This window comes from Solidesulfovibrio magneticus RS-1, assembly GCF_000010665.1.
GTDB lineage: Bacteria > Desulfobacterota > Desulfovibrionia > Desulfovibrionales > Desulfovibrionaceae > Solidesulfovibrio > Solidesulfovibrio magneticus.
The window spans coordinates 418,605-445,540 of record NC_012796.1 but is presented as its reverse complement, the minus strand read 5'-3'; the positions used below and the strand labels follow the sequence as shown (position 1 = coordinate 445,540).

Below are 26,936 nucleotides of genomic sequence, written 5' to 3'. Positions count from 1 at the left end.
GATGGCGGCAGTCGGGACGATAATGGAAAAAGCCCCTGCGCGGCGTGCCGGGCAGGGGCTTTTCGTTTACGAACCGGACGGGGCCGGCTTGTCGGGCAGGGGCGGCGGGAGTCTCTTGCTTTTCAAGCAAGGACAGCCCCTTGCGCCACTACCATCCTTGGGATATCTGAATGGAAAGCATCCGTGTGCTTTTGCATGGGCTGTGGACACACTGGCCTGCGGGTATGCCCACTACCAGCGCACGAAATCCTTATTCATGAGGTGACGCATGCCGGACATTCCCTACGACATCAAGGAACAGATCATCGACCTGTCCAAGCGCATTCCGGCTGACAGACGTTCTGTCTTTATCAGTGCGGCGAAGAAACGTCTCGACGGCGTTTCCACATCCTACACGGCGAAATGGGCCATTGCCGGGATGGCTATTGGCTATTTGATCGACCTCCTTCCTTTTTTTGAAGACGCCACAGAGATCGGCGGTTTGCTGGGCGCGGCCATTGGCCAAATCAAAGATCAAAAAGTCAAGGAAGAAGCAGAAAGACTCAAACTCCTTATTGAGGAGTCCTTCCGTGAAGCAATGGCTTAGCAACAACCACAAGCTCCTCGCGAAAGTGGCAACCAGCGCCGCCAAAGGCAGCGCCGCAGGCGCGATCGCCTCCATCTCAACCGGAGTTGCGGTTATCGCCACGGCCCCGGCCTGGCTTCCCATCGCCGGGGGCGCAATGTTGATATCGGGCGCGACGTTGGCGACATGGGGCGCCGCCGGGGCCGTCGTCGGCGCGGTAACAGGCGGCGGCCTGCAACTGTACAAAAAAAAGAAAGTGCTCGACGAGTGGGACAAGCATTAAGCGATTCGTCGCTTTTCCCATAAAGAGGCGACGGCAGGAGACGAAAAGCCCCTGTACGGCGGGAAGCCGGACAGGGGCTTTTCCGTGGGCGAACCGGCCGGCGGGTCCACCCCGGGTGTGGCCCCCGCGCCGTCGCAACGGGCTTTTCGTTTACGAGCCGGACGGGCCGGCCGGAGCCGGCTTGTCGGGCAGGGGCGGCGGCAGGTCCGGGGCGTTGCCGGACGACGGTTCGGACGTCGCCGAAGGGGATGCTCCGCCCGGTTTGGCCGGCCCGGCGGCCGGCGGCGCGCCTTCAGGCGCGGCCTTGGCGTCTTCGCTCTTGGCCGGCGCGGCCTCGGAGCTGGCGGTCTGGCCGTCGTCCTTGGCCGGCGCGGCCTCGCTGCCCGCCGCCTTGGCGGCGGCGTCCTGGGCGGCCGCCTTGGCCTGATCCTGGGGCGACGCCGGGGTCCGGTCGGCCGGCTCGGGCGGGGCCACGGTCTGGCCGGCCGGCGGCGCGGTCTCGCGCAGGGGCTTGGAAGCGTCCGGCCCGGCGGCGGCCGGCGCGCCTCCATCCGCGGGGGGCGCTGTTTCGGGACCGGCCGGCGCGGCGGCGCTCCCGGACTCAGACCCGGACGCCGTAGCTCCGACGTCCGACGTACCCGGTGTACCCGGCGCTCCGGCCGCCGCCGGTGCTCCGGCCGTCCCGGCCGCGCCCCCGGACACCGTGCCGCGCATGGACTGGGAGCCGGTCTCGCCGGCCAGAAGCGGCACATCGGCCACGATGATGTCCACCCGCCGGTTTTCCTGCCGCCCTTCCGGGGTGGCGTTGCTGGCCACGGGCTGGTAAAAGGCCCGGCCCATGGCCGTGAAGCGTTCCGGGGCCAGCCCGCCGGACTCGGACAGGTGGCGGATCACCGAGGCGGCCCGGGAGGCCGACAGCTCCCAGTTGGACGGGAACAGGGCCGAATGGATGGGCACGTTGTCGGTGTGCCCGACCACGTAGATGCTCTTGTCCTTGACCTTGGCCAGCACCGCCCCCACCCGGGTCAGGATGTCCCGGCCCCGGGGGCTGATTTCGGCGCTGCCCGAGGGAAAAAGGATCTTGTCCACGAAGTTGATTTCGAGCTTTTCCCGGAACTGGCGCACCCGTATCTGCCGGCTGTCCACCTCGCCGCGCAGATCGGCCACCAGGGCGTCGTAGGCGGTTTGCAGTTCCTCGGTCTTGCGCTCCAGGTCCTGGGCGCGCTTTTCGGCCTTTTTCTCCTCTTCCTTGGACTGGAAGAGCTGGCGCGTCAGATTCTCCAGGGCCTGGGGCACGCCCTTGCGGTGGTAGAGGGAATTGGCCAGATAGGCGGTCAGCCCCACCGGCACCAGCACCAGGATAACCATGAATATTTTGAGCAGACGTCCACGCATGACTTTCTCCCGAACACGCCGCGCCGACAACGGCCAGGCGCGGGGCAGGACTGCACCGGCCGGGAATCAGGCCGATTTTCCCGAGCCTTACCCGCATTCGCCCCAAAAGGCCACCGCCGCCCGTTTGCGCGGCCTGGGCCGGGAAAAGGCGTAAGGCCATGCTCGGCGAGGCCGTCTTTTTCTCCGCCGCCGGCCCGGACGGTTATTCGCCCTGGGGCTGGTCCCGGGCCTTTGCCGCCCCGGCCTGGCACGGCCAGGCCTACGCGGCCGCCGAGGTCATCCCCCTTCTGGAACGCGCCGGCCGTGAGCAGGAGCGCGGCCGCTGGTTGGTTCTGGCCCTGGCCTACGAAGCCGCACCGGCCTTTGATCCCGTCCTGGCCGTCCACGCCCCGGCCCCGGGCGAGCCCATAGCCTTTGCCGCCGCCTACGACGCCCCCCTGCCCCGGCCGCCACGGCCCGGGTTCGCGCCCTTGCCCGCCGCGCCGTTTTTCCCGTCCCTGGCCCGGCCGGACTACGACCGGGCCATCGCCGCCATCCGGGGCGAACTCGGCCGGGGCGAAGCCTATCAGGTCAATTATACATTTCCGCTCTCCGGCCCGGCCCCGGCCGATCTTTCGGCCTGGTTCGCCGCCCTGGCCGTGCGCCAGCAGGCCGGGCTGTGCTGCCGCATGGATATGGGCGGCCGGGTGGTGTTGTCCTTCTCGCCGGAACTCTTTTTTACGCGCCAAGGCCATCGCCTGACCGTGCGGCCCATGAAGGGCACCGCCCCGCGCGCCGCCGATCCCGAGGCCGACGCGGCCGCCGCCCGCGCCCTGGCCGCCTGCCCGAAAAATCAGGCCGAAAACCGCATGATCGTCGATCTCATGCGAAACGACCTCGGCCGCCTCGCCGTGCCCGGCAGCGTGGCCGTGCCGGAACTCTTCGCCGTGGAGCCCCTAGGCGCGGCCTGGCAGATGACCACCACGGTCACGGCCGACATCTCCCCGGCGACCGGCCTCATCGACGTCCTGCGGGCGCTTTTCCCCTGCGGCTCCATCACCGGCGCGCCCAAGGCCGCAGCCATGCGCCTTATTCGCGAGCGCGAAACCGGGCCGCGCGGCTTGTACACCGGCGCGCTGGGTTTTGTCGCCCCGGACGGCGACTGCGCCATGAGCGTCGCCATCCGCACCGTGGTCGTGGACACGGCCCGGCGGACGGCCGTGTATGGCGTCGGCGGCGGCATCACCCACGATTCCCGGGCCGGCGACGAATACGCCGAATGCCGGCTCAAGGCCCGGTTTCTCAGTGACCCGGCGGCCGGCTTTTCCCTGCTGGAAACCCTGCGCCTGGACGCCGGACGCCTGAGTTTTCTGCCCGAACACCTGGCCCGTCTGGCCGCCTCGGCCGCCGCCCTGGGGTTTGCCTACGACGCGGCCGCCGTGGCCGCCGCCCTGGACACAGCCGCCCGGCACCCCGGCCGGGCCCGGCTGCGCCTGACCTTGTCCCCGCTGGGCGAGGTGGCCGTCACCCGCCATCCCCTGCCCGCCCGGCTGGGGCGACCGGCCCGGTTGGGCCTGTGTCCCGAACCCGTGGACCCGGCCGATCCGACCCTTTTCCACAAGACCACCCGCCGCGCCCGCTACGACGCCGCCCTGGCCGCCCGGCCGGACCGCGACGACGTGGTCCTGTGCAACACCCTGGGCGAGGTGACCGAAAGCTGCCGGGCCAATCTCGTCGTGCGCCTGGACGGTCGGCTGCTCACCCCGGCCGCCGAATGCGGCCTGCTGCCCGGCACGTACCGGGCGCGCCTTCTGGCCCGGGGCGTGGTGGCCGAGGCGCGGCTGACGCCGGCCGACCTCCAGCGGGCCGAGGCCGTGTGGCTGGTCAATGCCCTGCGCCTGTGGACCCGGGCCGTGCCGGACTTCCAAGCCCCGGCCGTCGGGATCGCCCTGGGCCTGCCTTGACCCGTTTTCCAGACCGGCCGGCCGGACGCCGGCAAGGCCGGACAACAAGCCGGCGATACGCGGCGAAGCCGGGCGACGGGCAGGTTCCACCTCGGAGGCCGGGGACGCGCCGCCCGGCCCGACGCGCGGCCCTCGACGGGCGCGGGGCGATCTGCTAGTCTGACGGCATTTCCTTGCAAGGAGTGAGGCATGGACATTGAGGCCGTTTGCGGCAAATCCGTTCCGTTTTTCAAGATGCAGGGCTGCGGCAACGATTTCGTGTGCGTGGACAACCGCGTGCTCGGCATCGATCCGGCGGCCATGCCCGATCTGGTCATGCCGGTGTGCCGCAAGGCCTTTGGCGTCGGGGCCGACGGCATGATCTTTTTCGACCACGCCCCGGAAGGTTCCGGCTTGGCCTACATCTGGCATTTCTTCAACGCCGACGGCTCCCGGGCCGAGATGTGCGGCAACGGTTCGCGCTGCGCCGCCCGGCTGGCCTGGATGCTCGGCATCGCCCCGGCCAAACACGTTTTCGGCACCGACGCCGGCCCCATCGAAGCCGAGGTCGATCCCGACTCCAACCAGGTGACGGTGCAGCTCACCCCGCCCAAGGACCTGCGCATGGCCATCGACATCGAGGTCGAGGGCCGGCCCTTCCACCTGCATTTCGTCAACACCGGCGTGCCCCATGCCGTGGCCGTCATGGACCACCTGGAACTGGTCGACGTCTGGAAGCTCGGCCGGGCCATCCGCCAGCACCAGTACTTCGCCCCGGCCGGCACCAACGTCAATTTCATCAGTTCCGAGGAAAAGGGCACGCTGTCCCTGCGCACCTACGAGCGCGGCGTGGAGGACGAGACCTACGCCTGCGGCACCGGGGCCGTGGCCTCGGCCATCGTGGCCCGGGAGCTCGGCATGACCGGCGAGGAGACCGACATCACCACCACCGGCGGCGAAGTGCTGGGGGTCATCCTGCGCGACGGCAAGACCTATCTGCGCGGCGCGGCCGAGCTGGTTTTCAAGGGCGAATTCTACCCGCAAAGCCTCGGCATCGATACGGAATAACCCTGTCCCGCGCCCAAGGGGGAAACGCCATGCGCTACACCGGCATCAACCACCTGGCCATGGCCACGGCCGACATGGACGCCACCATCCGGTTCTGGCGCGACCTGCTCGGCCTGCGTCTGGTGGCCGGCCTGGGGCGTCCGGGCTACCGGCATTATTTCCTGGAGATTTCCCCCACGGACATGCTCGCCTTTTTCGAATGGCCGAGCGTGGAACCCATCGCGCCCAAGGACCACGGCGTGCCGGTCAAGGGGCCTTTTGCCTTTGACCACCTGTCCATCGGCGTGCGCGACCGCAACGACCTGTGGGACGTGAAAGACCGCCTGGAAGCGGCCGGCTTCTGGGTGTCCGAGGTCATAGACCACGGTTTCATCTTCTCGGTCTATTCCTTTGATCCCAACAACATCGCCATCGAATTCAGCTGTCCGGTGCCCGGGGTGGACATCAGCTCCCACCCCATCATGGCCGACCGCCATCCCTCGGCCACGGCCCAGGAAGGAGCCGAACCCCAGCCCGGCCACTGGCCGGCCCCGACCCCGACGCCCCCGGTCGAACGACGCATCTACCCCGGTGAAGGCCGGGAGCTGGTGCTGGTCGAGGACGAATAGCCCCGGCCGTCACGGCCAGGCACGTTTTGCCCCAAACACCCCGGCGCGCCTGCTTGCCGCGCCATGCGAAAGGCCCGCTTCCCTCAAGGGCAGCGGGCCTTTCGATGCTGGTTCGCGACGAAGTCGTCGCCGGCCGGCTACCGGCCCCGGCGCTTCTCGATGGAGCGGCGGGTGAGCACGGCGAAAAAGCCGCCGATAAGCCCCAGCACCAGCCCCCGGCGCATGTCCATGAAAAAGAGTCCGCCCAGGACGCCCACGGCCCCGCCGACGAGCAGGCCGCGCTTGACCTCGCCCCAGAATACCTTGCGCTGTTCTTCGGTCATCATGCCCGTTTCCCCTCCGGTTCCAGAACTTCCAGGCCGCCCATGTAGGGCACGAGGGCCCTCGGCAGCACCACCGAGCCGTCGGCCTGGACGCCATTTTCCAAAATGGCGGCCATGGTCCGGCCCACGGCCAGGCCCGAGCCGTTTAACGTATGCACGTAGGCCGTCTTCTTGCCGCCGTCGGGCTTGAAGCGGATGTCGGCGCGCCGGGCCTGGAAGTCCTCGAAATTGGAGCACGAGGAGATCTCGCGGTACTTGCCCTGGGCCGGCAGCCAGACTTCGAGGTCATAGGTCTTGGCCGAGGAAAAGCCGATGTCGCCGGCGCAGAGGGCCACCACGCGATACGGCAGCTCCAGGGCCTGCAGCACGGCCTCGGCCTGGTTCGTCAGCTTTTCCAGTTCGTCGTAGGACGTGTCCGGGTGGACGAAGCGCACCAGCTCCACCTTGCCGAACTGGTGCAGGCGAATGAGCCCCTTGGTGTCCTTGCCGTAGGAGCCGGCCTCGGAGCGGAAGCACTGGGTGTGGCAGGTGTAGCCCAGGGGCAGGGCCGACTCGGGCAGCACCTCGCCCCGGTGGAGGTTGGTCACCGGCACCTCGGCCGTGGGAATGAGATAGGCGGCGCGGCCTTCGAGCTTGAACAGGTCCTCGGCGAATTTCGGCAGCTGGCCGGTGCCGACCAGGCACTCGTCGGTGACGATGTAGGGTGTGACCACCTCGACGTAACCGTGGGACCCGGTGTGCAGGTCGAGCATGAAGGCGGCCAGGGCGCGTTCCAGCCGGGCAAGCGCGCCGCGCAGCACGGCAAAGCGCGCCCCGGACAGCTTGACCGCCCGTTCGGCGTCCAGGCCCAGGGCCGCGCCCACGTCCTGGTGTTCGCGCGGGGCAAACTCGGTGAATTCGCGAGGCTGGCCCCACCGGCGCACCTCGGGGTTGTCGGCCTCGCTGGCCCCGTCCGGGGTGGTGGCGTGGGGGAGGTTGGGCACGCCCAGGAGCAGGGCCGCCACTTCGGCGTCAATGGCCTTGGCGTCCTCGTCCAGAGCCTTGATCTCGTCGGACAGCGCCCCCAGGCCGGCCAGGGCGGCCGAGGCGTCGCCACCGGCCCGCTTGGCCTTGGCCACCTCGGCCGAGGCGGCGTTGCGCTGGCTTTTTTTCTGCTCGGCTGCCGTGATGCAGGCCCGGCGACGCTCTTCCAGGGCGAGAAACGCGTCGAGGTCAAAGGGGAAGCGCCGCCGGGCCAGGCCGGCGGCCACGGCCTCGGGGTTTTGGCGCAGAAATTTCAGATCAAGCATGGCTGGCTCCTTGTCGTTTCCGTCGGCCTTGCCTGTACGCGTCCGGCGTTTCCCGCGTCAAGTCGGGACGGGGCCTGGCCGGCCGGCCCGGGCTGGTGGGCGGGCGGGCCGGATTCGTCGGGACGGCCGATCTTGTCGGGACGGCCGATCCGGGCGAGACAGCCGGCCTGGGGACACGCCCCGGGCGGCGTTCGGCAAATTGCCAATTTTGGCAACCTCCACCGGCCGTGTCCTCGGTGACAGGCGGCGGGAAATCCGATACTTGGCGCTTATCGAGGGGGAGGTTGGCTTTATGGAAGAGACCTTGCGACTGTTGGCGTTGCGCCTGGGCGAGGCCCTGTCCGCCCGGGGGTGGCTGCTGGGCTGCGCCGAGTCGTGCACCGGAGGGCTGCTCTCCAGCGTGCTAACCGACGCGCCCGGCGCTTCGGCCTGGTTCGCCGGAGCGGTGGTGGCCTATGCCAACGGCGTCAAACGCGATGTGCTGGGGGTGTCCCAGGCCGTGCTCGACGCCAAGGGGGCGGTCAGCCGCGAGAGCGTGCTGGCCATGACCCGGGGGGCGCGCGGGGTGCTCCACGCCGACGCCGCCATCGCCATAAGCGGCATCGCCGGCCCGTCCGGCGGCACGCCCCAAAAACCGGTAGGCACGGTCTGGATGGCCTGGGAAGGCCCGGATTTCACCGATGTCCAGCGCTTCCAGTTCGCCGGCGACCGGCTGGCCGTCAAGCGCCTGGCCGTGGCCGCGGCCATGGAGGGCTTGCTGGCCCGGGCGCTCCAGACCGCCGGCCCCGAAGGCTAGCGCCGCGTTCCCTCGGCGCTACGGCGTCTGATAGACGGTTTCGCCGCCCACGATGGTGCGCGTCACCTGCGCCGTGGCCAGCTTGTCCCCCGGCATGGTGAAGAGATTGTCGGAATAGACCGTCAGGTCGGCGAACTTGCCCGGCTCGATGCTGCCCTTGACCGCGTCCTCGCCCAGGGACTCGGCCGCCCAGATCGTCCACATCCGTAGCGCCTGTTCGGGCGAAAGCGCCTCGGCGGGCAAAAAGACGCCGGCGTCGGAAGCCCGGGTGACGCAGGCGGCCATGGCTTTGACCGGTTCGAGATTGCCGGGATAGATGCCGGTCATGTCCGTGCTGGCGGCCGGCCGCAGCCCGGCCTCGACCATGGTCTTAAACCGGAAGCCCGAGGCGGCCAGCCCCTTGTCCATGTTCTCGAAATCGGCCCGCACCAGTTCCGTCATCCACATAGGCTGCACCGAAATGCGCAGCCCCTTGGGGAAAAGGGCCTTGGCCCGGGCCAGCTCGTCGTCTTTGAGCTGGAACATCCCGAAATGCTCGATGCGCATAAGCGGCGGCCTGGCCCCGGAGGCCAAAAGCGTTTCATAGGTGGAAAGGCCCAGGTCCATGGCCGCGTCGCCCGAGCAGTGAAGCATGGGGGCCAGGCCGTTTTTGGCGGCAATGGCAACGAACCGCTCGGCCTGGGCGGCCGTGGTCACGAGGCTTCCCCGGCCGCCCGGGGCGTCGTCGGGGCGATGCCCCAGGTAGTGTTCGCACATGTAGCCGCTTCTGGCGTCGTTTTCCCCATCCATCCAGGCTTTGATGGCCGCGAAGCGGTAGAAGGCCGGATCGGCCCCGGCCGGCATGGCAAAGGCGGCCAGGGACTCGGGCATATCGGCCCCGTTGGGCGCGGTCCAGACCGAAACCGTGTAGCGGATGCGCGGCTTTTCCCCGGAAACGGCGGTTTTTTGCAGCACGGGCAGGGCGGCGGCCGGCGTGATGGCCATAAGCGAGGTGAAGCCCTTGGCGTTCCACATGTCGGCGATGCCCGTTTCGTAGGCGTAGGCCAGGGTAGCCGGGGTCGGATTGGTGGGAATGTCGGCCTGGGCGTCGAGGACCACGCCGGTGGGTTCGCCGTCCCCGTCCAGGATGACCGAGGCCCCGCGAGCCATCCTGGCCTGGCCCTTCTGGATGCCCAGGGCCTTTATGGCGGCGGAGTTGATGACCACCTGATGCGCCCCGTTGGCCAGGACGACCGGGTTGTCCGGGGCGGCCTGGTCGAGTTCGTCCCGGGTGGGCAGGCGTTTTTCGGCGAACTTGTTTTCCGAGGCCGACACGCAGGCGGCGTAGATCCACTGGCCCTTGGGCGTCTTGGCCGCCCAGGCGCTGATGTTGGCCAGGGCCTGGGCCACGGACGGCACGCCCGGGTAGCGGCAGTCCACCCAGTCCTTGAGGAGATAGACCGTCTCCATGGGATGGGTGTGGGCGTCGATGAGGCCGGGGCTGACAAACCGGCCGCCCAGGTCCACCACCCGGGTGTCCGGGCCGGCCAGGGCCAGGATGTCGTGTTCCGTGCCCACGGCCGTGAACTTGCCGCCTTTGACGGCCACGGCTCGGGCCAGGTCGCCGGCCGGATTGCAGGTGGCGAAAACGGCGTTGCGGAAGATGACGTCCGGGGGCGCGGCAGCCGGCGGCGCGGCGGCGGCAAGGGGACTGCAAGCGAAAAGCAGCAGCGAAAAGGCGAGCGCGAGACGGTGCATGGATGGTGCTCCTTGCCCTGTTGCGGGTTTGGGGAGCGGCCGCGATTGTCGGGTCGTTGCCGCGTCCGGCCACGCACATGACGGACAAGGGGCGGACAGTCCCCAGGCCCTTGGCGCGCCTGTCCTGGTGCATAACAGAAACACCGGCCGCGCGCACCTGACATTTTGTCTTACGTCCAAAAGGCGGGGAATAAGCGGAGGCAGGAACGGGGGGCGGCGGCGGCAGGCGAAGCGGAGAAGGCCGGTCAGGAGGCCGTGGTCCTGGGGCCGTCCTCGGCGCAGGCCGGCGCGCGGTGGCCGACCCGGCGCAGGGCGTCGAGGCCCTTTTGCGACACCACCCAGCCCTTGGCCTTGACCGTGCCCTTGAGATTGATGCGCAGCAGGTAGCCGTGCAGGAACAGGTCGCGCACGTCGTCCCCGTCAAACTCCCCGGCCAGTTCCTTGGGCATCATGCCCCGGTTTTTCGACAGCTTGGAGTAGTGGTAAATGTCGGACAAAATGCGCAGATGCTCGGGCTCCAGGGCGCAGGCGGCGTCTTCGCCGGCCAGGGCGAAGCGGCCGCCGGCCGTGATGCGCCAGCCTTCGACATCCTTGCCGCAGGGAAATGAGAGCTTGACCCGCTCCAGAAATCCGGCATCTTCAAGTTCCGCCAGCCGCGTTTTGTCGTAATGCAGGGCCTGCCTCCTGGGCATGGTCCCGTTGTAGCGTGCGATGGAAGAAAAGGCGGCGGCGGCGCGCAGGATATCGACGTGGGCGGCAGTGGTTTGCATGTCGGCTCGCTTTTTTCCAAGCCTAGCAAAAGCGCCATAGACCGGCAACAGGCCGGGAATTCAAGGCGATTTCCGCCCGAACCGGGGGAATTCCGTCCTTTACAATTTGCGTTTTTCTGGTAAGGAACCAGCCTGTTAAGCGATTGTGAAGAAAGGTACATTTCATGCTGAAACTGGTGGATCATCTCGTCCTCGACCAGCAGGCCGTCCTTGACGCCTGGTTCGACCTGATTCTCGGCACCTACTCCGAGAATACGGCCGTGCTGTGGAAAAAACGCGACGACCCCTTCGCCAATCCGGTGCGGCACCGGTTCGAAGCCGGCATGCGGGGCATCGTGGTGGGGCTGGCCACCTGCGGCCAGACGCCTGACGTCGAGACCTTCGGTCCCTATCTCGACGAGATCGTGCGGGTGCGGGCCATCCAGGATTTCACGCCTTCCCAGGCCACGGCGTTTATTTTCCTGCTCAAAAAGGCGGTGCGCGAGACCCTCTGGGAAAAAATCGCGGAGCACGACCTCTTCGTCGAGCTTCTCGCCCTGGAATCTTCCATCGACGTGCTGGCCCTTTTCGCCATGGACATCTACTGCCAGTGCCGGGAAAAGCTCGCGGCGCTGCGCATCGACCAGATCAAGAAACAGTACGACCGGCTCCTTAAACGGGCCAATCTCGTCTGCGACCTCTCCGCCGAGGGAGGGGAGGCCCAGTAGGCGTCAATGGGGAAACCTTTAACGAGGTGAGGGTACATGGCAGCGTTTTACTCCTTTCTCGCGGTACTGGCGCTCATCGTCATCCCGTGGTTGGGCGTGGGGATGGGGATGGGTGCGCTGTTCGGGATCGTGCTCCCGTACATCGCAATCATCATTTTCATGGTGGGATTCACCATGCGGATCGTGGATTGGGCCAAAAGCCCCGTCCCGTTTTGCATTCCCACCACCGGTGGTCAGCAGAAATCGCTGCCCTGGATCAAAAACAGCCCCTGGGACAACCCGTATGACAAGAAGGGCGTGTTCATGCGCATGGTGCTGGAAGTCTTGTGCTTCCGGTCGCTGTTCCGCAACACGTCGGTGAAGCTCCAGCAGGAAGGCCCCAAGGTCGGTTACAGCTCGGAGAAATCCCTGTGGCTGTTCGCCTTGATCTTCCACTACTGCTTCCTGCTCATCTTGGTGCGCCACCTGCGCTTTTTCATGGCGCCGGTGCCCTATCCGGTCCACATCGCCGAATTTCTGGACTCCATCCTCCAGATCGGCTTGCCGGTGATGTACCAGTCCGACGCGCTCATCCTGGCCGGACTGCTCTTCCTCCTGGCTCGCCGCGTGTTCGACGGCAAGGTGCGCTACATCTCGCTCATGCAGGACTACTTCCCTCTGCTCCTGCTGGTCGGCATCGTGGTCACCGGCATCTGGATGCGCTACGTGGTCAAGGTCGACGTCATCGCGGTCAAGGAATTGGCCATGGGCATCGTGACCCTGCATCCGCACATGCCCAAGGCGGCCATCGACCCCTCGGTCTATGCCCACCTGACGCTGGTGTGCGCGCTGTTCATCTACTTTCCCTTCTCCAAGCTCATGCACATGGGCGGCGTCTTCCTCTCGCCCACCCGCGTGGCGCCCAACATGAGCCGCCGGGCCATGTGGGTGAACCCCTGGAACGATCCGTCCATCAAGCCGCACTCCTACGCGGCCTACGAGGACGACTTCCGCGAGAAGATGATCGAAGCCGGCCTGCCCGTGGACAAGCAAGCCTAAAACGGGCGCAACCTTACCATTTCTGGAGAGAAGTGAGGATAGACCATGGCCAAGTATCCGCCACCGGAAGAACTGATCAAGATCAACTACACCACGCCGGTCAAGTCGTGGATGGACACCAAGACGGCTTTTAAACCGGGCAACTTCAGCTACCCGGGCAAGCCCGATATCCTCAAGTACCTGGGGATGCCCAACCCCCGCGAGTGGACGCCCACCGACGACGACTGGAAGCTGCCCCCCGACTGGCAGCGTATCGTCATGGAAAAGTTCCGCTCGCTGCTCAAGAAGTACCGCTCGTTTAAGATCTTCATGGACATCTGCGTGCGCTGCGGCGCCTGCGCCGACAAGTGCCACTTCTTCATCGGCGGCGGCGACCCCAAGAACATGCCGGTGCTGCGCGCGGAGCTTTTGCGCTCCATCTACCGCGGCGAGTTCTCGGCCGCGGCCAAGGTGCTCGGCAAGCTGGCCGGCGCCCGCAAGCTCGAAGAAGACGTCATCAAGGAATGGTTCCTGTACTTCTACCAGTGCACGGAATGCCGCCGGTGTTCGCTTTTCTGCCCCTACGGCATCGACACCGCCGAAATCACCATGATGGCCCGCGAGCTGCTCCATGAAGTGGGCTGCAACATCAACTGGATCCTCGAGCCGGCCGCCAACTGCAACCGCACCGGCAACCACCTCGGCATCCAGCCCCACGCCTACAAGGACATGATGGATTTCCTCTGTGACGACATCGAGGAAATCACCGGCAAGCGCATCCGGCCCAACGTGAACAAGAAGGGTTGCGAAATCCTTTTTATCACGCCGTCCGGCGACATCTTCGCCGACCCGGGCATCTACACCTACATGGGCTACCTGATCCTGTTCGAGCACCTCGGCCTTGACGTCACCTGGAGCACCTACGCTTCCGAGGGCGGCAACTTCGGCCTTTTTACCTCGGACAAGATGATGAAAAAGCTCAACGCCAAGATGTACGCCGAGGCCGAGCGCCTGGGCGCCAAATGGATTCTTGGCGGCGAGTGCGGCCACATGTGGCGCGTCATCAACCAGTACATGTCCACCATGAACGGCCCGGCCGACTTCCTGGAAACCCCGGTGTCCCCCATCACCGGCACCAAGTTCGACGCCGCCGCCGGCACCAAGATGCTCCACATCGCGGAGTTCACCGCCGACCTGATCAAGCACGGCAAGCTCAACCTTGATCCGTCGCGCAACGACAACTTCAAGACCACCTTCCACGACTCCTGCAACCCTGCCCGCGGCATGGGCCTTTTCGAAGAACCCCGCTACGTGCTCAAAAACGTCTGCCGGTACTTCTACGAAATGCCCGAAAACACCATCCGCGAGCAGACCTTCTGCTGCGGCGGCGGCGCGGGCCTCAACAACGAAGAGTTCACCGAGACGCGCCTGCGCGGCGGCCTGCCCCGGGGCAACGCGGTCAAGTATGTGCGCGATCGTCACGGCGTCAACAACCTGGCCTGCGTCTGCGCCATCGACCGCGCCACCCTGCCGCCCCTGTGCGACTACTGGGCTCCGGGCGTTGGCGTCTCCGGCCTGCATGAGTTGGTGGGCAACGCGATCATCCTCGACGGCGAGAAAAAGCGGACCACCGATCTCAGGCAAAACCCCCTGCCGGGGATGGAGGACGAGGAGGAATAACCTATGTACAATGCCAAATATATCATACCAGGCATTATCTTCTTCCTGGCCCTCGCCTTCGTTCCCGTGGTCTACAACATGGGCCACAAGTTCGAAGTGACGCCGGAGCTGCCCAAGGATCAGAAGGACTGCGTGCTGCCGACCCAGGAAATGCGCGACAAGCACATGCAGCTGCTCAACGAATGGCGCAATGAAGCCGTTCGCGACGGCAACCGCATCTTCGTCAACGCCAAAGGTCAGAAGTTTGCCAAAAGCCTGACCAACACCTGCATGTCCTGCCACCCGGACAAGGCCAAGTTCTGTGACCGTTGCCACGACACGGTAGGCGTGGCCCCCTATTGCTGGGATTGCCACAACCTCACGCCGGACCAGAAGTCGCCCATCCCCCCCGTCGCGCAAGCGGCCACGGGCGGGCACTAGGCCGGCGTCGGCGACACCACCACTCAAGGGGACCTTACCATGAAAAGCAACAGACGAGAGTTTCTGAAGCTGGCCGCCGTCTCCGCCATGGGGATCGGCGCCGCCCGGCTCGGTTTCCTCGGCGACGCCCCGGCGTTCGCCGAGAGCGTGCCCACGGTCGCCAACTTCGAAGAGGGCCTCAAGGCCAAACACTGGGGCATGGCGATTTTCACCGCCAAGATGACCCCCGAAATGAACGCCAAGTGCCGTAAGGCCTGCCATACCGAGCACAACGTGCCCGACATCGCCGGCCCCAAGGAAATCAAGTGGTTCTGGGGAGCAAACTACGAAGAAACCTTCCCCACCGAGCACGGCCACTACCTGTCCGAAGAGATCGAGCACCGGCAGTTTCCGCTTTTGTGCAACCAGTGCGAAGCCCCTATGTGCGTCAAGGTCTGCCCGACCCAGGCGACCTTCCAGCGCCCCGACGGCATCGTCATGATGGACTTCCACCGCTGCATCGGCTGCCGCTACTGCATGGCCGGTTGTCCGTTTGGCGCGCGCAGCTTCAACTTCCAGGACCCGCGCCCGTTTATCAAGAGCTTCAATCCGCTCTTCCCCACCCGGATGCGCGGCGTCGTGGAAAAATGCAACTTCTGCGCCGAGCGCCTGGCCATCGGCAAGCTGCCCGTGTGCGTGGAAGCGGCCGAGGGCGCGCTGGTCTTCGGCGACCTGTCCGACGAGCAGTCCGACATCCGCAAGGCGTTGCGCGAACACTTCGCCATCCGCCGCAAACCGGACGCCGGCACCTCGCCGAGCGTGTATTACATCCTGTGAGGTAAGCCATGCTGGAAAAAGCGCTCAAAGGAAGTCCCCGCTATTGGGGCACGCTGATCGCCCTTGGCCTGGTCATGGCGCTGGGTCTGGGCTTTTGGCTGTACCAGTTGACCTTCGGCATGAAGATCACGGGGCTCAACCGCGACGTGTCCTGGGGCTTTTACATCGCCCAGTTCACCTATCTGGTCGGCGTCGCCGCCTCGGCCGTCATGCTGGTCCTTCCCTACTACTTCCACCACTACAAGGAATTCTCCAAGATGATCATTCTTGGCGAATTCCTGGCCATCGCCGCCGTGGTCATGTGCCTGGGCTTCATCGTGGTCGACATTGGTCAGCCCCAGCGCATGCTCAACGTGCTGCTAAACGCCACGCCCCACTCGGTCCTGTTCTGGGACATGGTCGTCCTTAACGGCTACCTGTTCCTCAACATCATCGTGGGCTGGACGAGCCTGCAGTACTTCAAAAACGACATGACCCCGCCCAAGTGGGTCAAGATCCTGGCCATCGTGTCGGTCATCTGGGCGTTTTCCATCCACACCGTCACGGCCTTCCTGTACGCCGGCCTACCCGGGCGCCACTACTTCCTGACGGCCATCATGGCCGCCCGGTTCCTGGCCTCGGCCTTCTGCTCCGGTCCGGCCATCCTGCTGCTGCTGACGCTGTGCCTGCGCCGCCTGACCGGCTTCGATCCCGGCCAGAAAGCCATCAACCGCCTGGCCGTCATCATCACCTACGCCATGTGCGTGAACATCTTCTTCTTCCTGCTGGAAGTGTTCACCTCGTTTTACAGCAACATGCCGGGGCACATCGCGCCGTTTAAGTACCTGTTCACCGGCATCGACGGCCACGACATGATGGTGCCCTTCATGTGGACCGCCGTGGTCCTGGGCCTGGGCTGCCTGCTGTTCCTCATTCCCACGCCCATCCGCCAGAACCCCACGGCCCTGACCATCGGCCTTATCATGCTGGTCATCGCTTCCTGGATCGACAAGGGCCTGGGGCTTCTCATCGGCGGCTTCACGCCCAACCCCTTCGAGACCGTCACGGTCTATAGCCCGACCGTCCCGGAGATCATGATCTCGCTGATGGTCTTCGCGCTCGGCGGCATCGTGCTGACCGTGCTGTGGAAGATCGCCATCGAGGTGCGCAGTGAAGTCGAGGGCGGCAACCTGTCCATGGTGCCCCCGCCGGCCGCTGAATAAGCGCCCGGCGCATACGCTGTCCGTGAGGCCCGCTTCCGCAAGGAGGCGGGCCTTTTTGCGGCTGGCGGCCCCAGACGAGATTTCCCGGGCAGTCCCTGGGGAGTCCGGTAGACGCAACCGGGAAACTTCCGAAAACGCCAGGCCTCCTTGCGGAGACTTCTAAACGACTTCAACCGTCGCAGCTGGCTGCGCCGGCTTCCCTTCGGCTGGACAGGCTGATGTCTCGCCATTGAGTGTAGCGAGATGCTGACGTTGTTACGGCTGCAAAACCAGGGTGCGCGCCGCACTTAGCCCGGTAATCACCCCGCAAGCCTACGGGGTGGCGGCGGGGCGCCTGAGGCTTGGCCAAGGAACGGGCTATGCGCTTGCTCTACCCGCCTTGCGCCGCAGTGTCTGGCCCACAACCGCCAGTTGCCGCTTGGGCTGGTGACGCCGCGCCCGGCCACGCCAGCCTCAGCCGTTGGGCTGCCCTGACGCCGCGCCCAACAAAAAGCCCGCCTCCTTGCGGAAGCGGGCCTGGGAAGTCCCTTGCCCGGCCTGGGGGCCGGTAAACGGGCCGCTACTGGGCGGCGGCCAGATCGAGCTTCTTCATGCCCATGGCCACGTAGATGTCGGCCAGGGCGCTTTGGTAGTCGGTCAGCGCCTGGGTCAGGTTGTACTCGGCGGTGCTCACCCGGGCCTGGGCGTCGAGCACGTCGGTGCTGGTGCCGACCTGGGCCTGGTAGCGGGCCACGGCCATGCGGTAGCCTTCCTTGGACGCCTCAAGGGCTGTGCGGGCCACCGAGATGCGTTTGGCCGCGTCCTGGATATTGAGATAGAACGTCTTGACCTGATAGCCGATGTCCAGGCGCAGCTTGGCCAGATCGGCCTGCAGCTTTTTCACGTTTTCCCGGGCCGCCTGGAAGCCGAAGAAGGTCGAACCCCAGTCCCAGGCCTGCAGCGAGGCGGTGATGCTGAAAGACGTCGTTTCCGGGGTAGTGCCGCCGGAATTGTCGCGCACGTCGAGATCAAGAGTGTTGCCCTCGCGCTGATAGATGGCCTGGGCCTGGACCTGGGGATACAGCGGGCTGGCCGCGATCTTGGCGTCGCGCTCGGCGATCTGCACCGATTTGACGGCCATGTAGAGGTCCGGGCGCTGTTTGTAGGCCAGATCGAGGCAGTCCTCGATGTTCATGGCAAAGGGGATGTAGGCCAGCTCGCCCAGGTAGTTGGTCTGCTGGTTCAGCGGCAGGTTCAGCAGCGAATTGAGCTGGGCGATTTGCACCAGGACGTTGTTTTCGGCCTTGAGCAGGTCCTGCTCGGCCTGGGCCAGGTCGGATTCAGCCTGCAAGACGTCCAGACGGGGCTTGAGGCCGACATCGTAGTAGGCCTGGGCCACCTTGTACTGGGATTCGAGACGGGCCACCGAGTCCTTGTTGGACTGGACGTTGGCCCGGGCCTGCAGCAGTGTCAGGAAAGCCTGCTGCACGGCCTTGACCAGGGTCAGCTCGGTGTACTTGATGTTGGCTTGGGCTTGCTCCTTGGTCAGGGCGGCCTTCTGGTAGGAACTGAGGAGCTTGAAGCCGGTGAAAAGCGGCTGGGTGGCCACCAGCTGCAGCTGGTAGGTGTTCTGCCAGGTGCCCACCCGGGTGGACGAGGTGCGGGTGGTGGACAGGTTCGTGCCCTGGGTGGCGTTGATGATCTGGTTGGCGGGGATGTTGAGGCTGGTCGAACCCACGACCTGGGCGTCCACGCGCTGGAAGGAGTAGCTCACCGTGCCCACCGGGCCGAAGTTGGCCAGGGCCTGGCGGCGCAGATCCTCCGACCCGGTCAGCTGGGCGCGGGCGGACTGCATCTGCGGGTTGGCGTCCAGGCCACGCTGGGCGCTTTGCTGCATGTCGAAGCTCTGCCCGTCGCCGGCCTGGGCCGCGCCGCCGGCCTTGGGGGCGGCCGGATCAGTCTGCTTTTCCTTGACGAAATCAGGCAGCGGAATCTTTTCGACCTTGGTTTCCAGCGACGGGTCGGTGATGGGCGGCGGCCCGTAGCCGTCCTGGGTCTGTTGGATGGCGTAGCGTTTGGCCACGCGGTCGTTGCTGCCCGAGCCATTCTGGGCAAAGGCCGATCCGGCCGTAAATACCGAAAGAATAAAGCCCATTACCAGAAGAAGATGGGGCCGTTTCGCAGCTGCGGTCATGCCGAGTCCTCACATTCGGGGAGATTTCCCCGCAAGCCAGGGAGGTTTCCCGATAATACAATTAATACCGGATGTATACTCTTGTGAACAAGCATTCACCAAACCGGCATACACCCTATCCAAGCGCAGTATCTTACGCCTGTTCCCGCGACTTGTCGAGAGCCGAGCCGGCTTGGTTGCATCCCGGCCGCCCCTGCCGTACAAGCGCGGCAGCAGCGGACGGTCCATGCCGTCAGGAGGATTCCCATGTCCCTGGCCAATCGGCTCGGTTTTTCCCAAACGCCCCTTTTTCTCGTGGACGGCAGCGCCTACATCTACCGGGGCTACCATGCGTTTCGCGACCTGGCCCGGTCCGACGGCTTCCCGACCAGCGCCTTGTTTATGATTTTTCGACTCCTGTTCAAGATTCTCAAAGAACAGGAGCCGCGCCATCTGGTCTTCTTCCTCGACGGCAAGGGGCCGACCTTCCGCAGCAACATCTATGCCGCCTACAAAGCCAACCGCGAGGCCATGCCCGAACCCCTGGCCCGCCAGCTTGAGCCCCTGCGACAGGGCCTCAGCCTGCTTGGCGTGCCGGTCATCATCCCCCAGGGAGCCGAGGCCGACGACGGCATCGCCAGCCTGGCCGCCCGGTTCTCGTCGAATCTGCCCGTGGTCATCGTCGGTGCGGACAAGGACCTCAAACAGTGCTTAAGCGACCGGGTGGTCCTCTACGATCCCTCGGGCAAGGCCGAAAAAATCACCACCCTGTCCGATTTCACCGCCGACTGCGGCATCGCCCCGGCTTCCTGGCCCGACCTGCAAGCCCTGGTCGGCGACACCAGCGACAACATCCCCGGTATCCCCGGGGTCGGCCCCAAAACGGCCCTGGACATCCTGCGCCAGCTGCCCACCCTGGAAGCGGTGCGCGACGGCCTGGACACGATCAAGCCGAAAGTGCGCGACAAAATAGTCCCCCTTATGGAAGAGCTTTTCATCTACCGGGAACTCACGCGCCTGAAAACCGACATCCTGCCGGAGACGAGCCTCGACGACGCCCGGCTCGGCGCGCCCGACGCCAAGGCCCTGCGCGAATTCCTCCTGGCTTATGAGCTGCGTAATCTGGCCCGGGACATCCCCGGCCAACCGCCGGCCGCCGCCGGATCGGCCACCTCGGCCGCGCCGGCCGCGTCGGCCGGACCACGCGCGGCCCAGCTGTCGCTTTTTGATGCCCCACGGCCGGACGTTGCCCAGTCCGCGGGCACCTTGTCTGCCCCCCCCGCCGCCGTGCCGGCCCCGGTCGTCTTCACCCCCCTGGACGAACTGCCTGACCCGGCCGGCAGGCAACTGGCCCTGGTCCCCCTGGAAACAGGCTACAGCCTGTCCTACGGCCCGGATGAATACGGCATTGATCCCACGCCCGACGCCTTGGCCGCCTTCCTGGCCCGGGCCGACCGGGCGGCCGTGCCCTCGGTCAAGGCCCTTTTGTCCGCCAGCCTGGCCTTTGCCGCCGTCCCCCTGGCTGTCTGGTTCGACTTGGGGCTGGCCGCCTACCTGCTCAATCCCGAGAGCCGGGCCTATGCCTTCGACCGGCTGCGCGACAGTCTGTTTGCCGACCCGTCCGTGGACACCGAGGGCGTGTCCCCCACCGACAACGCCCGGGCCGCCGCCCTTCTGGCCGACGTCCTGGCCGCCCGCCTGGAAACGGCCGGCCTGTCAAGGCTCGTGGCCGAGCTGGAAATGCCGCTGGTTCCGGTGCTCGTGGCCATGGAACGGGCCGGCATCGGCATCGACAAGACGGCCTTTGCCGCCTTTGCCGACGAGGTCGCCGGCCGGCTGGCGATCCTGGAAACCGACATCGTCGCCCTGGCCGGCAAGCCGTTTAATCCGCGCTCCAGCCAGCAGCTGGGCGAGATCCTCTACACCGATCTTGGACTCAAGGCCCATGGCAAGACCCCGGGCGGCGCGGCCTCCACCTCCCAGGACGCCCTGGAGCGCCTGGCCGGCGCGCACCCGCTGGTGGACCGCATCCTGGAATTTCGCAAACTCGAAAAGCTCAGGTCCACCTACCTCGCCCCCATGCCGGCCCTGGCCGACAGGGACTCACGCATCCACACGACGCTCAACAACATGGCCACGGCCACCGGACGGCTCTCCAGCTCCAATCCCAATCTGCAGAACATCCCCATTCGCGGCGAATTCGGTCGGCGGATGCGTGCCTGCTTCACGGCCGGTCCGGGCAACCGGCTGGTGGCCGCCGACTATTCCCAGATCGAGCTGCGGGTGCTGGCCCATCTGTCCGGCGAGTCGGCGCTGCTGGACGCCTTTGCCCACGGGGCAGACATCCATGCCCGCACCGCCGCGATCCTTTTCGACAAGCCCGAGGAGGCCATCGCCCCGGACGAACGCCGGCAGGCCAAGACCATCAACTTCGGGCTGCTCTACGGCATGGGGCCACAAAAACTGTCCCGCGATCTTGGCATCAAACTCGACGCGGCCAAGGCCTTTATCGCCCGCTACTTCGAGCGTCTGCCCGGGCTGTCCGCCTTTTATGAAGGCATTGTCGAGGCGGCCAAGCGCGACGGCTTCGTCACCACCCTGGCCGGCCGGCGGCGGCTTTTGCCCGACATCGGCTCGGCCAACAGCCAGCTGTCCTCCCAGGCCCGGCGGCAGGCCATCAACACCGTAGTCCAGGGCGGCGCGGCCGACATCATCAAGATGGCCATGCTGGCCGCCGCCGGCGACGCCGCCCTGGCCGGACTCGGGGCCGTGCTCGTGCTCCAGATCCACGACGAACTGCTGCTGGAAACGCCCGAGGCGGCGGCCAAGGAAGCCGGAGCCCGGCTGGCCGGCCTCATGACGGGCGTGATTTCCCTGGCCGTGCCCCTGGAAGTGGACTGGGGGACCGGGCGCACCTGGGGCGAGGCCCACTGATCGCGACCGACGCATTTGGGCCGGGCACATGGGGCTTTTCAACCCGGGCAAAGTGCCCTACCATCATCCAGATTCGGTTTTTTCCCAAACGCCAACAGGAACCACAAGGAACCGACGGGATGCCGCCATCCGCCAAGTCCATCCGGGAAGATCTTGCCCGGGCCAAGGCCGCCTACGCCAAGAACGACGAACTGCGCGCCGTGCAGCTGTTGGCCGGGGCTTTTCGTTCCTTTACTGCGGTCAAGCTGGCCGGCAGCGACCGAGCGCCCATCGAAAGCCTGTTTCGGGAATGTTTGACCAACATCGGCAAGCTCGACGGCGTCAAGAAATACGCACCCAACGGCGTTCCCTACCTCAAGGGGCAGGAACCCAAGCTGGCCGCGTTCATGGCCACCCTGGCCAAGAAAATGGAGGCCGATCTGGCCGAGGAGGGGCTGGAGGCCATGCGCCAGCGCAAGCTGCGCATCGACCATGCCGTCATCAAGGGCACCAAGCTTCTGGCCGACGGCAACCTGCTCGAAGCGCAACGCAATTTCCGGGCCGCCGTGGAAGAGTATATCGACGAGGCCGGGCTTTTTCCGCTTATTGCCGGCCGCCTCATCGACGCCGGCCACCACAAGGCTTCGCTGGAGTACTTGAAACGCGCCCTGGAAGAGTCGCCGGACAATCAGCGCATTTACGACTTCCTGCTCCAGGTTGGCGGCAAGGGCGAGGAATGGGCCGCCGTGGAGCGCGTCCTGCTCGACGCCAAGGGCAAGACCAGCGTTCCGGCGCTGTTCGATCAGACGCTGTCCCTGGCCGCCGCCCGTCTGGGGCACTGGGAAGTGGCCAAGGCCGCCGCCGCCCAGGCCCTGGCCGCCGATCCGGGGCTTACCGACGCCAAGCGCGTCTACGCGGCGGCGACCCAAAAGCTGGTCCAGCCGGCCGCGCCGTCCCAGTAAACCCGCCGTCCCCAGGCCAAAACGTCCGGGGCGTCGCGCCCTTGGCCACCCTCTCCCCCGGCGACGTCGGGCCGGCATGAATCAATAAAGCCCTTGCCCGGCCGGCGCGCTCAACAATGCCCTTCCCGCTCGGAGCCCAGGCCGCGCCCCAAGGCCGCCACCACCACGGCCGCATGGTCCGGCCAGGCCGTGGCCAACAGCGCTGCTTCGTCGTCCGGGCAGGGCCAGGCCAGGCCCTCGGCGGCCCGGACCAGTTCCTCGGCGCTAAAAGACCCCAAGAATTCAAGCAGCCCGGCAAGGCGTTGCGGCTCCAGGTCCAAGGCCCCCAGGCCATCGAGAAAGCCTTGCACCGCCGCCTCAGCCACTTCCGGGCCGGCCACGACCAGCTCGCCCACCCCTTCCACCCGGTCCAGCCGCAGGCGCATGGTCATGTTGGTGAAAAAGCTCAGAGCCGCGAACTTCTCGGCCAACTCGCCGGCAGCGGAAAAATCCCGGGACGCGCCGTAGCCGCGCACGGTGATGAGCCGTACCGAAACGCCTGCATTATCGACCCGGGCCACGAAATCGCCGGCGGCGTGATGCCACGGCCCGATGCTCGCGCCGGTGGCGACATGGTAATAGCGGGTGAGGATGGCGGCGGCCTGCCGGTAGAGTTCCCGGCCCTGGGCCGGTGAAAGGGTCCGCGTCCCGGTGTCGTAGTCCCAGAGGCTGACCAGTCCCGCGTCGTTCTGGTGGAATTCGTGGTAGCCGGCGAACCAGTCTTCGAGGAGAAAGGCCAGGCCGTCGTGCTCGGCAAAGGCGTGGGGGGCAGGCAGGAACTCCGGCGTGAAATTGTCGCGAAGGCCGGTCAGCAACCCGGCTTCCAGTTCCAGCATGGCCCGGGCCTCGGCCGTGGCGGCCACGTTGACGCACAGCTTGGTTTCCCGGCCATCGACGGTCAGGGTGAGGCTGGCCGGATGGTAGAGCGCGCCGTGTTTTTCCGCCCGAAGCACCACCATCTCCGGTTCGCCGCCGCACAGCCCGGCCAGGAGCGAACGGGCCGGCTCATGGGTGACAAAGGCTTCCAACCCGTCGAAATACCGGCCGTAGTCCAGCCCTTCGGCCCCTTCCACGGCCACGCCGGCCAGTTCGGACTTCCAGGCGATCAGCCCCTCCGGCGAAGCAATCTGCCGAACAACACGCATAACGTCTCCTTCTCCCCCTTTCCCCAATCGGGGGGTCCGGGGGCATCAGGCCCCCGGCCGCCGGAGGCATCTTACTTCTTCTTCTCGCCCCGCGCGCGGTAAGCGCAAGCGGCGGCGACGAAATTGGGGGCCCAGTGGGGCGCGCCGTCGGCGTGGATGTGGGTGTAGGCGGCGAAGGTGTTGGCCGTGACCAGGCCGTCCAAGCCGGCCAACATGCCCACGCCCCGCTCCATGACCAGGGCGAAGGCTTCGGGGCCGGGCAGGGGGGGGACATCGCCGGGGCAGGAGCCGATGGCCGCCTGGCATTTGGAGTAGTGGAACTCGTGGCCGCGCAGCACCGTGCCCACGGGATGGAAGGGATTGTCGCGCACCACGGCGGCCAGGCTGTAACCCAGGCCCTGAGGGCGGGCGCACAAGGTGGTGGTCACGGGAAAGACGCCGGCCATGGGATGGACCATGCCGGCCACGTCGAGCCCCTGGCACAGGTACATGAAGCCGCCGCACTCGGCGTAGATGGGCAGGCCGGCCTGGGAAAGCCGGCGCACCCGGTCGCGGGTGGCGGCGCTGGCGGCGATGGCCTCGACGTGGGTTTCGGGGAAGCCGCCGCCGAGGTAGAGGCCGTCGAGCTCCGGCCAGGGGGCGTCGTCAAGGATGCTGACCGGAACGAGGCGCGCGCCGGCCCGTTCCAGGGCTTCGAGATTTTCCGGGTAATAAAACCACAGGGCGGCGTCGCGCACCACGCCGATGGCCGGTTGGCCGGCGTCGGCGGCTGGGGCAGAGGTCGGGCAGACCGGCGGCAGGCTGTCCGGCAGGGCCGGGGCGCTTTGGGCGATGGCCAGCAGGCGGTCGAGGTCCACGTGGTCGGCCACGATCTTGGCGATGCCGTCGAGGATGGGGTCCACGGCGTCGTGTTCGCGGTTGGAGACCAGCCCCATGTGGCGTTCGGGGATGGGATTCTCGGCAATCTTGGGCAGCTGGCCCAGGACCGGCACGTGGGCCAGGGTTTCGATGGCTTCGCGCAGGATGTCGCGGTGACGCGGGCCGGCGGTGCGGTTAAGGACCACGCCGGCCAGATTCAGGCCCGGTTCAAAGGCGGCCACCCCGGCCACCACGGCGGCGGCGGTGCGGGTCATCTTGGTGGCGTCGAGGATGAGGACCACGGGGGCGGCCAGGCTTCGGGCCAGGGCGGCGGTGGAGCAGGAGCCGGCCACGTCCATGCCGTCGAAGATGCCGCGGTTGCCTTCAACGACGCTGATGTCGCAGCCTTCGGATTTTTCGAGAAAAAGGGAGGGGATGCGCTCGGGAGGCAAGAGAAAAGGGTCCAGATTGGTGGCGTCGCGGCCGGCGGCGAGGCCGAGCCAGGCGGCGTCGATGTAATCCGGACCCTTTTTGAACGGACGGACGCGAAGACCTGTCTGGGCCAGGGCCCGGCAGACGCCGAGGGAGAGGATGGTTTTCCCGGCCCCCCCGGAGAGTCCGGCCAGGACCAGACGCGGACGATAGTTCACGGCGCGTGTCTTTTGGCGCGCTGTCGCGCGTCGGAAAGTTCGGGTTTCACGAAGCGGTCCCGCAAGAGCCGCTGGGGCATGTCGTAAACGGCGAGGTTCGGGCCAGGCCGTCGCGGCTTGCCGGTCGGGGTCGCGAAACGCAACGCGCCGTCGGCGACTATTCTTCCTCGGCCTTCTGCTTGCCGGCGCCGGTCATGCCGTACATGGTGGTGGAGCCGCTGGACCAGAATTCCAGCTTGCCCTCGTTGACCAGCTCGGTGAGGATCTTTTTGACTTCGCGCTGCTTTTTGTCCGGGAAGATCTTGCAGAAATCGCTGAAGTAAAACTTGGACTTGCCCGTCTTCCCCGTGAGGAACTCGAGAACTTGCTCTTTCTCGGAAGACATGCCGTGCTCCCTTGGTTTTGATCCGGGCGGGGAGGATTCCCCGCCCGGACGTTATTGGCTCTAGGCTTCGATGTGCTTGGTGAACTTGAACTGGGTGCTCTGGCGCCACGTGTAGTAGGCCGGATCACGGAAGTCATCGATGCAGTGGTGGGTGAACTCCAGGTCGCACAGCTCGAAGAACTTTTCCCAGCCGATGCGCTCGGCCCATTCGCCCAGGCGCTCGTACTTGCGGGCTTCCTTGGCGTAGACTTCGACGATCTGCTTGATCATCTTGGTCAGCGTCGGCCAGCGGGGCGGCTCGTTGGGGATGAAGGCCACGACGACCTTGGAGAACTTCGGCATGGAGATGCGGTTGGACACCTTGCCGCCGACCATGAGCACGATGCCGTCGCCCTCGCCGGAAGCGAGCGGCATGGCCGGGCACATGGTGTAGCAGTTGCCGCAGTACATGCAGCGCGAGGCGTTGACCGCGACGGAGTTGACCTTCTTGCCGTCGATTTCAACCTTGGCCGGCTTGATGGCGCCGGTGGGGCAGGCGGAAACGGCCAGGGGCACTTCGCAGATGTTGTCCAGGCGGTCGTGCTCGACGATGGGGGGCTTGCGGTGGATGCCGACGATGCCGATGTCGGAGCAGTGGACCGCGCCGCACATGTTGAGGCAGCAGGCCAGGGAGATGCGCACCATGGCCGGCAGGGTCATGGTCTGGAAGTACTCGAACATCTCGTCCATGACGGCTTTGACCGGGCCGGAGGCGTCGGTGGCCGGGGTGTGGCAGTGGGCGTAACCCTGGGTGTGGACGATGTTGGAGACGCAAGCGCCGGTGCCGCCGACCGGGAACTTCTGGCTGCCGCCAGCGAACTTGCGGGAAGCCAGATCGGCCAGCAGGCCTTCCACGGCGGCTTCGGTCTCGACCATGAATTCCACGTTGTTACGCGTGGTGAAGCGCAGGTGGCCGCCGCAGTGCTTCTCGGCGATCTCGCAGATCTCGCGGATGTGCGTGACGCTCATGAGGCGGGCAGCGCCGACGCGCACGGTGTAGACCACGTCGCCGGACAGGCCGACGTGCTTGAGCACGCCGGGTTTGACGATCTCGTGGTAGTCCCACTGACCTTTGTTCTTTTTGATGACCGGCGGATAGAACTCCTCGAAATGACGAGGACCAATATCCGTGATCCGGTTTTCCATGGGCTTGTCGGGATTGTATCCGGAAGAGATGAATGCCATTTCTTGTGTC

Annotated in this window: 24 protein-coding genes; 14 read left to right on the top strand and 10 right to left on the bottom strand. The window is 66.2% G+C overall.

Annotated features, from left to right (window positions below; genetic code table 11):
• Positions 1-268: 268 nt before the first annotated feature.
• Both DMR_RS01740 and DMR_RS01735 read left to right on the top strand, forming a co-directional pair.
• Complete coding sequence (locus DMR_RS01740) at positions 269-586, top strand: hypothetical protein (RefSeq protein ID WP_012749958.1); 318 nt, start codon at positions 269-271, stop codon at positions 584-586.
• On the top strand, positions 570-848 hold the full coding sequence (locus tag DMR_RS01735) for a hypothetical protein (RefSeq protein ID WP_043599843.1): 279 nt from the start codon (positions 570-572) through the stop codon (positions 846-848). Before DMR_RS01740 ends, DMR_RS01735 begins: the two co-directional genes overlap by 17 nt.
• A gap of 150 nt (positions 849-998) precedes the next feature.
• Here DMR_RS01735 and DMR_RS01730 read toward each other — a convergent pair whose 3' ends face one another.
• Positions 999-2,243 (bottom strand): OmpA family protein, encoded by a 1,245-nt coding sequence (locus DMR_RS01730; RefSeq protein ID WP_043599841.1) that lies wholly within the window; start codon positions 2,241-2,243, stop codon positions 999-1,001.
• Between the two features lie 158 nt (positions 2,244-2,401).
• On the opposite strand from DMR_RS01730, the gene DMR_RS01725 reads away from it, so the two are divergent.
• The 3 genes from DMR_RS01725 to DMR_RS01715 all read left to right on the top strand — a co-directional run bounded on the left by DMR_RS01725 (position 2,402) and on the right by DMR_RS01715 (position 5,841).
• Positions 2,402-4,186 (top strand): chorismate-binding protein, encoded by a 1,785-nt coding sequence (locus tag DMR_RS01725; protein ID WP_012749956.1) that lies wholly within the window; start codon positions 2,402-2,404, stop codon positions 4,184-4,186.
• A gap of 189 nt (positions 4,187-4,375) precedes the next feature.
• A complete protein-coding gene (gene dapF, locus DMR_RS01720; protein WP_012749955.1) occupies positions 4,376-5,233 on the top strand; it encodes a diaminopimelate epimerase in 858 nt (285 codons plus the stop codon).
• Between the two features lie 29 nt (positions 5,234-5,262).
• A complete protein-coding gene (locus DMR_RS01715; RefSeq protein ID WP_012749954.1) occupies positions 5,263-5,841 on the top strand; it encodes a VOC family protein in 579 nt (192 codons plus the stop codon).
• Between the two features lie 137 nt (positions 5,842-5,978).
• Here DMR_RS01715 and DMR_RS01710 read toward each other — a convergent pair whose 3' ends face one another.
• On the bottom strand, positions 5,979-6,167 hold the full coding sequence (locus tag DMR_RS01710) for a hypothetical protein (RefSeq protein WP_012749953.1): 189 nt from the start codon (positions 6,165-6,167) through the stop codon (positions 5,979-5,981).
• A complete protein-coding gene (gene serS / locus DMR_RS01705; protein ID WP_012749952.1) occupies positions 6,164-7,453 on the bottom strand; it encodes a serine--tRNA ligase in 1,290 nt (429 codons plus the stop codon). Before serS ends, DMR_RS01710 begins: the two co-directional genes overlap by 4 nt.
• 292 nt (positions 7,454-7,745) lie before the next feature.
• Here serS and DMR_RS01700 point away from each other — a divergent pair, with 292 nt between their 5' ends.
• Positions 7,746-8,249 carry a CinA family protein gene (locus DMR_RS01700; RefSeq protein WP_012749951.1) on the top strand — a complete coding sequence of 168 codons (504 nt, stop codon included), beginning with the start codon at positions 7,746-7,748 and terminating at the stop codon, positions 8,247-8,249.
• A gap of 18 nt (positions 8,250-8,267) precedes the next feature.
• Here DMR_RS01700 and DMR_RS01695 read toward each other — a convergent pair whose 3' ends face one another.
• Positions 8,268-9,986 carry an amidohydrolase gene (locus tag DMR_RS01695; protein ID WP_012749950.1) on the bottom strand — a complete coding sequence of 573 codons (1,719 nt, stop codon included), beginning with the start codon at positions 9,984-9,986 and terminating at the stop codon, positions 8,268-8,270.
• Positions 9,987-10,231: 245 nt separating this feature from the next.
• A complete protein-coding gene (locus DMR_RS01690; protein WP_043599839.1) occupies positions 10,232-10,756 on the bottom strand; it encodes a hypothetical protein in 525 nt (174 codons plus the stop codon).
• Between the two features lie 164 nt (positions 10,757-10,920).
• On the opposite strand from DMR_RS01690, the gene DMR_RS01685 reads away from it, so the two are divergent.
• From DMR_RS01685 to dsrP, 6 genes are read left to right on the top strand one after another with little or no spacing between them, the layout of a single operon-like run.
• Complete coding sequence (locus tag DMR_RS01685) at positions 10,921-11,463, top strand: RsbRD N-terminal domain-containing protein (RefSeq protein ID WP_012749948.1); 543 nt, start codon at positions 10,921-10,923, stop codon at positions 11,461-11,463.
• Between the two features lie 36 nt (positions 11,464-11,499).
• Complete coding sequence (gene dsrM / locus DMR_RS01680) at positions 11,500-12,501, top strand: sulfate reduction electron transfer complex DsrMKJOP subunit DsrM (RefSeq protein ID WP_012749947.1); 1,002 nt, start codon at positions 11,500-11,502, stop codon at positions 12,499-12,501.
• A gap of 45 nt (positions 12,502-12,546) precedes the next feature.
• Entirely contained in the window at positions 12,547-14,160 is a 1,614-nt protein-coding gene (gene dsrK / locus DMR_RS01675) for a sulfate reduction electron transfer complex DsrMKJOP subunit DsrK (protein WP_012749946.1), read from the top strand.
• Between the two features lie 3 nt (positions 14,161-14,163).
• Entirely contained in the window at positions 14,164-14,580 is a 417-nt protein-coding gene (dsrJ, locus tag DMR_RS01670; RefSeq protein WP_012749945.1) for a sulfate reduction electron transfer complex DsrMKJOP subunit DsrJ, read from the top strand.
• A gap of 39 nt (positions 14,581-14,619) precedes the next feature.
• Complete coding sequence (dsrO, locus tag DMR_RS01665; RefSeq protein ID WP_012749944.1) at positions 14,620-15,396, top strand: sulfate reduction electron transfer complex DsrMKJOP subunit DsrO; 777 nt, start codon at positions 14,620-14,622, stop codon at positions 15,394-15,396.
• Between the two features lie 8 nt (positions 15,397-15,404).
• Positions 15,405-16,598, top strand: coding sequence for a sulfate reduction electron transfer complex DsrMKJOP subunit DsrP (gene dsrP, locus DMR_RS01660; protein ID WP_012749943.1), 1,194 nt, complete (start codon positions 15,405-15,407; stop codon positions 16,596-16,598).
• 559 nt (positions 16,599-17,157) lie between these two features.
• On the opposite strand, the gene DMR_RS01655 is transcribed toward dsrP, so the two are convergent.
• Positions 17,158-18,771, bottom strand: a complete 1,614-nt coding sequence (locus tag DMR_RS01655) for a TolC family protein (protein WP_012749942.1) — start codon at positions 18,769-18,771, stop codon at positions 17,158-17,160.
• A 246-nt stretch (positions 18,772-19,017) separates the two neighbouring features.
• On the opposite strand from DMR_RS01655, the gene polA reads away from it, so the two are divergent.
• Positions 19,018-21,684 carry a DNA polymerase I gene (gene polA, locus DMR_RS01650; protein ID WP_012749941.1) on the top strand — a complete coding sequence of 889 codons (2,667 nt, stop codon included), beginning with the start codon at positions 19,018-19,020 and terminating at the stop codon, positions 21,682-21,684.
• A 119-nt stretch (positions 21,685-21,803) separates the two neighbouring features.
• Positions 21,804-22,625, top strand: coding sequence for a hypothetical protein (locus DMR_RS01645; protein ID WP_012749940.1), 822 nt, complete (start codon positions 21,804-21,806; stop codon positions 22,623-22,625).
• A gap of 110 nt (positions 22,626-22,735) precedes the next feature.
• On the opposite strand, the gene DMR_RS01640 is transcribed toward DMR_RS01645, so the two are convergent.
• The 4 genes from DMR_RS01640 to dsrB all read right to left on the bottom strand — a co-directional run bounded on the left by DMR_RS01640 (position 22,736) and on the right by dsrB (position 26,926).
• On the bottom strand, positions 22,736-23,809 hold the full coding sequence (locus DMR_RS01640) for a hypothetical protein (protein WP_012749939.1): 1,074 nt from the start codon (positions 23,807-23,809) through the stop codon (positions 22,736-22,738).
• Positions 23,810-23,880: 71 nt separating this feature from the next.
• Positions 23,881-25,317, bottom strand: a complete 1,437-nt coding sequence (locus DMR_RS01635; RefSeq protein ID WP_012749938.1) for a cobyrinate a,c-diamide synthase — start codon at positions 25,315-25,317, stop codon at positions 23,881-23,883.
• A 157-nt stretch (positions 25,318-25,474) separates the two neighbouring features.
• Positions 25,475-25,702 carry a dissimilatory sulfite reductase D family protein gene (locus tag DMR_RS01630; protein ID WP_012749937.1) on the bottom strand — a complete coding sequence of 76 codons (228 nt, stop codon included), beginning with the start codon at positions 25,700-25,702 and terminating at the stop codon, positions 25,475-25,477.
• A gap of 60 nt (positions 25,703-25,762) precedes the next feature.
• Complete coding sequence (dsrB, locus tag DMR_RS01625; RefSeq protein WP_012749936.1) at positions 25,763-26,926, bottom strand: dissimilatory-type sulfite reductase subunit beta; 1,164 nt, start codon at positions 26,924-26,926, stop codon at positions 25,763-25,765.
• Positions 26,927-26,936 lie beyond the last annotated feature (10 nt).

Bases quoted from the DNA above. Each gene is read 5' to 3' on its own strand.
- DMR_RS01740 (WP_012749958.1), top strand. From the start codon at position 269: ATGCCGGACATTCCCTACGACATCAAGGAACAGATCATCGACCTGTCC.
- DMR_RS01730 (WP_043599841.1), bottom strand. From the start codon at position 2,243: ATGCGTGGACGTCTGCTCAAAATATTCATGGTTATCCTGGTGCTGGTG.
- DMR_RS01725 (WP_012749956.1), top strand. From the start codon at position 2,402: ATGCTCGGCGAGGCCGTCTTTTTCTCCGCCGCCGGCCCGGACGGTTAT.
- dapF (WP_012749955.1), top strand. From the start codon at position 4,376: ATGGACATTGAGGCCGTTTGCGGCAAATCCGTTCCGTTTTTCAAGATG.
- DMR_RS01715 (WP_012749954.1), top strand. From the start codon at position 5,263: ATGCGCTACACCGGCATCAACCACCTGGCCATGGCCACGGCCGACATG.
- DMR_RS01710 (WP_012749953.1), bottom strand. From the start codon at position 6,167: ATGATGACCGAAGAACAGCGCAAGGTATTCTGGGGCGAGGTCAAGCGC.
- serS (WP_012749952.1), bottom strand. From the start codon at position 7,453: ATGCTTGATCTGAAATTTCTGCGCCAAAACCCCGAGGCCGTGGCCGCC.
- DMR_RS01700 (WP_012749951.1), top strand. From the start codon at position 7,746: ATGGAAGAGACCTTGCGACTGTTGGCGTTGCGCCTGGGCGAGGCCCTG.
- DMR_RS01695 (WP_012749950.1), bottom strand. From the start codon at position 9,986: ATGCACCGTCTCGCGCTCGCCTTTTCGCTGCTGCTTTTCGCTTGCAGT.
- DMR_RS01690 (WP_043599839.1), bottom strand. From the start codon at position 10,756: ATGCAAACCACTGCCGCCCACGTCGATATCCTGCGCGCCGCCGCCGCC.
- DMR_RS01685 (WP_012749948.1), top strand. From the start codon at position 10,921: ATGCTGAAACTGGTGGATCATCTCGTCCTCGACCAGCAGGCCGTCCTT.
- dsrM (WP_012749947.1), top strand. From the start codon at position 11,500: ATGGCAGCGTTTTACTCCTTTCTCGCGGTACTGGCGCTCATCGTCATC.
- dsrK (WP_012749946.1), top strand. From the start codon at position 12,547: ATGGCCAAGTATCCGCCACCGGAAGAACTGATCAAGATCAACTACACC.
- dsrJ (WP_012749945.1), top strand. From the start codon at position 14,164: ATGTACAATGCCAAATATATCATACCAGGCATTATCTTCTTCCTGGCC.
- dsrO (WP_012749944.1), top strand. From the start codon at position 14,620: ATGAAAAGCAACAGACGAGAGTTTCTGAAGCTGGCCGCCGTCTCCGCC.
- dsrP (WP_012749943.1), top strand. From the start codon at position 15,405: ATGCTGGAAAAAGCGCTCAAAGGAAGTCCCCGCTATTGGGGCACGCTG.
- DMR_RS01655 (WP_012749942.1), bottom strand. From the start codon at position 18,771: ATGACCGCAGCTGCGAAACGGCCCCATCTTCTTCTGGTAATGGGCTTT.
- polA (WP_012749941.1), top strand. From the start codon at position 19,018: ATGTCCCTGGCCAATCGGCTCGGTTTTTCCCAAACGCCCCTTTTTCTC.
- DMR_RS01645 (WP_012749940.1), top strand. From the start codon at position 21,804: ATGCCGCCATCCGCCAAGTCCATCCGGGAAGATCTTGCCCGGGCCAAG.
- DMR_RS01640 (WP_012749939.1), bottom strand. From the start codon at position 23,809: ATGCGTGTTGTTCGGCAGATTGCTTCGCCGGAGGGGCTGATCGCCTGG.
- DMR_RS01630 (WP_012749937.1), bottom strand. From the start codon at position 25,702: ATGTCTTCCGAGAAAGAGCAAGTTCTCGAGTTCCTCACGGGGAAGACG.
- dsrB (WP_012749936.1), bottom strand. From the start codon at position 26,926: ATGGCATTCATCTCTTCCGGATACAATCCCGACAAGCCCATGGAAAAC.